3 protein-coding genes are annotated in these 3,917 nt (G+C 72.8%); all 3 read left to right on the top strand.

The window, feature by feature from the left end:
- Positions 1-701: BNR-4 repeat-containing protein (locus AB0G02_RS30890; protein WP_360801004.1), on the top strand; the 701-nt coding region annotated here is incomplete at its 5' end.
- 218 nt (positions 702-919) lie between these two features.
- On the top strand, positions 920-1,891 hold the full coding sequence (locus tag AB0G02_RS30885) for a glycosyltransferase family 2 protein (protein WP_360801001.1): 972 nt from the start codon (positions 920-922) through the stop codon (positions 1,889-1,891).
- A partial coding sequence (locus tag AB0G02_RS30880) for a hypothetical protein (RefSeq protein ID WP_360800998.1) occupies positions 1,888-3,917 on the top strand: 2,030 nt, incomplete at its 3' end. The genes AB0G02_RS30885 and AB0G02_RS30880, both read left to right, overlap by 4 nt.

Genomic DNA, 3,917 nt, shown 5'->3' with positions numbered 1-3,917 from the left:
GGTACCTGCACGGCCTGGCCTACGACCGGCGTGGCCGCCTGCACGCGGCGTTCACCTGGCGCGAGGGCGACGCCGCCGTGCTGTGCGCGGAGGGCGGGCTGGCCAACCACGACACCGGTTACGCCTACAGCGACGACCGGGGCCGCACGTGGCGCAACGACGCGGGCGCGGTCGTGGGCGTCACCGGGGGCGAGCCGGTGTCGGTGTCCTCGCCGGGGATCGTCGTCGACCCGCTCGGCCCGGACCACGCGCTGATGAACCAGGAGAGCCTGGCCGTCGACTCGACCGGCGCCCCGCACGTCGTGATCAGCTACGTGCCCGACGGCCGCGTCTCGGACTACCCGCGGCAACGCGCGCGGCACGGCCGGGTGTTCCACCTCGTGCGCGGCCGGAACGGCGGGTGGACCAAGCGCGAGGTGCCCGTGCCGCCCGACAGCACCCAGCGCACGAAGCTGGTGCTCGACCGCGCCGACAACGCCTACCTGGTGATGCCGCGGGGCCGGATCGTCGCGGCGAGCCGGGACGGCGGGTGGGCGGACTGGTCCGTCGTCTTCGACCCCGCGCCGCTGCGCGCGTTCGGGGAGGTCAACGTCGACACCTCCCGCGTCCCCGTGGACGGCGTCCTGTCCGTCCAGTACCAGCGGACGTCCACCGGCACGACTCCGTCACCGATCCGGGTCGCGGACTTCCTCCTCCGGTGACGGCTCCTCGGGTGGCCGGTCGGTAGGACCTCCCGACTGACGGCGGGTAGCGAATCGGGGATGCCGTTCACGCGTTGCGGTGACGAGCCGTCACGAGAACGGGTGGTCGATCATCCCCTGGCCGCGTGGACGCCTCTTCCCGGTCTGCGCGTGGACACGACGCGGGTTACGTTCGGCGGCATGAGCACCGGACGACCCTCCGCGCCCGCGCCGTAGCCATGCCGCGTGCCGAAGACTCCCCGGCGCGCGGCGACCGGATCACGCTCCTGGTGCCCGCGTACAACGAGGAGGAGGTGATCCCCGTCCTGGTCGACCGCCTCGAATCGGTCGCCGACAGCCTCCCGGCCTACGACTTCACGTTCCTGTTCGTGGACGACGGCAGCGACGACCGGACCCTGGAGCTGATCAAGGACCGGGCCGCGGCGGACCCGCGCATCGCGTGGGTGAGCCTGTCGCGCAACTTCGGCAAGGAGTCGGCCATGATCGCGGGCCTCGACCACGTCGACGCGGACGCCACCGTCATCCTCGACGCGGACCTCCAGGACCCCCCGGAGCTGATCGGCCGGATGATCGCGGCCTGGGAGGAGGGCTACGAGGACGTCTACGCCCGCCGTCGTTCGCGGGCCGGCGAGTCCTGGCTCAAGAAGTTCACCTCGCACGCCTTCTACACCGTGCTCCAGCACACGACCAGGGTGCGGTTGCAGATGGACACCGGGGACTTCCGCCTGCTCGACCGTCGGTGCGTCTCGGCGCTGCGGCGGTTCCGCGAGACCGAGCGCTACACCAAGGGCATGTTCAGCCTGATCGGGTTCAGGAAGAAGGAAGTCCTCTACGACCGGGCCGAGCGGGCGGCGGGTCGCACCAAGTGGAGCTACGGCGGGCTGCTGGGCCTGGCGATCGACGGCATCACCTCGTTCACCACCTCGCCGCTGCGGGTGGCCACCGTCCTCGGGCTGCTGATGGCCGGCACGTCGTTCGTCCACCTGATCTACATCGTGTCGATGTCGGTCTTCACCGACCGGCGGTTCCACGAGACCACCCAGATGACGGCGACGCTGATCTGCATCGGCGGCGTGCAGCTGTTCTGCCTGGGCATCATCGGTGAGTACGTCGGCCGCATCTACAAGGAGAGCAAGCGCAGGCCCCTGTACTTCGTCGAGGAGCGCCACCTCCGCGAGCGGCGCCCATGAGGGGCCCGTCCTGGCCGGCGCTGGTCCTGGCCGTGCTGCTGGCAGGGGGCGGGATCGGCGCGGGTCCGGCGGCGGCCGAGCCGTTCGACCCGGGCACGACCTACTCCCTGCGGTCGAACACCCAGGCCCAGGACGTCCGGATCCCGGTCCCGGCGGGGCTCACCCCGACCGAGGTGCACGGGCGGCTGCTGTTCGACTCCGACGCCACCGGCCGGGTGGAGGTGCTCACCCACGACCACGTCGTCGCGACCGCCGGGAAGGCCGCCGACCAGCGCGAGCTCCCGCTGCGGTTCCCGGTGACCGCCGCCGACGTCGAGGACGGCCACCTGCTGTTCTCGCTGAGGTTCCTGACCGGCGGCGTGACCGATCCCCGCCAGGTCTGCGTCCGCTCGAACGAGGGCACCGCGCGGTTCGTCGACGCCGTGGTCGAGCTGGAGGGCGCCGGGAAGCCGCCGGACACCCTCGCGGACTTCTTCGGCGCGAGCGTGCGCGCGGTCTCCGTCCGGGTGCCCGGGTCGCCGGACGCGCGGCTGCGGGAAGCGGCACTGGCGGCGCAGGCCGCGATCGTCCACCGCTACACCCCCGCGACCGCCGTCACGGTCACCACGCCGTCGCAGGGCGACCGGGCGGCTGCCGTGCGGCCCCTCGACGGCCGGGTGGTCCGCTTGGTCGCGGGAGAGGGTGACGTGCGCACCGACATCTCGGCGGTGGACGGCGTGCCCACGCTCACCCTGACCGGCGACCCCGCCCGCCTGACCGCCGCCACGACCGCGTTGGGCTCCGACCTGCTGGCGCTGGCCGACTCCGCGACGACGGACCGGCTCGGTGAGACCGGCACCGAACCGGGGCGGACGAAGATCACCCTGGGCGACCTCGGCCAGCCGGCGCCGCGGCTGGCGGGGCTCGGCCAGTCGGAGTTCGACGTCCAGGTCAGCCAGTCGCACTTCGGCGCCGCGGTGGACGGCGTCCGGGTCCACCTGGTCGGCCGGTACGCCCAGCTGCCGCCCCAGATCTCGGCCGTGCTGTCCTACTACTGGAACGACCGGCTCGTCGACTCGCAGGTGCTCCGCAACGACGACACCGCGATCGACCGCACGATCACCGTGCCGCGCACCATCCTCACCGCGGGCAACACCTTCACCGCCCGGCTGGACGCGGTGCCGTCCGGCAACGACGGCGGCGGCGACGGTCGCGGGTTCGACTGCACCGGCGAGCTGTCCTACCTGCCGGTCCTGGCGTCCTTCGACGGCAACGCCTCCACCGTCGAGGCCACCCGCGGCCAGCCGTTCGACCCGGGCTTCCGCCGCTTCCCGCAGGTGCTCGGCAACGTGCTGACGGTCGCGTTCGGCGGCTCCGAGCCGACCGAGGCCGGCCTCACCGACGCCGCGGCGCTGGTGCGGGAGTTGCAGGAGGCCAACCACGACCGGTTCACCGTGCGGGTGGTGGACGCCGGTGAGCTGATCGACTCCTCCACGCCCGGTCTGCTCGTGGGCGCGACCGCGGACCAGGTCGAGCAGCTGCGGGCGCCGCTGCGGATGGCGGAGTTCCGGGCGATCGACCGGCGCGACACCGACTTCGGCGTCGGGGTGGACCGCCCGTTCGCCGCCCTCCAGGCGTTCGAGCAGAACGGGCGGGACCTGCTGCTGCTGTCGTCGTGGGATCCCGGGGGCAGCTCGGACGGCCCGCGGTTGGCCTCCGGGCTGGTGGACGGGATCGCCGCCTCCGAGGACGGCTGGCAGGCGCTGGCCGGGGACCTCGACATCAAGCAGTCCCTCACCGGACCGGCCGCGACGATCGACAGCAACAGCCTCGTCTCGCAGCCGGAGAAGGTCGACGACCTGTCGTCCTACGCCTGGTGGATCCTCGCCTTCCTCGCGCTGATCGGGCTCCTGCTGCTCGCCCAGCAGCTGTCCAAGCGCAGGCTGCGCAAGCGCGCGGCGCTGCTGGTGGACGCCCAGGAACACGACCGCGGGCCCTCGCCGCGCAGCACGGCGTGTCCACCGGGCCTGCTGAGCTGGTCGAGCAC

The organism is Actinosynnema sp. NPDC023658 (genome assembly GCF_040639995.1).
GTDB lineage: Bacteria > Actinomycetota > Actinomycetes > Mycobacteriales > Pseudonocardiaceae > Actinosynnema.
Note: the sequence above shows the minus strand (reverse complement) of the source record. Positions and strands in the feature narration are given on the sequence as shown.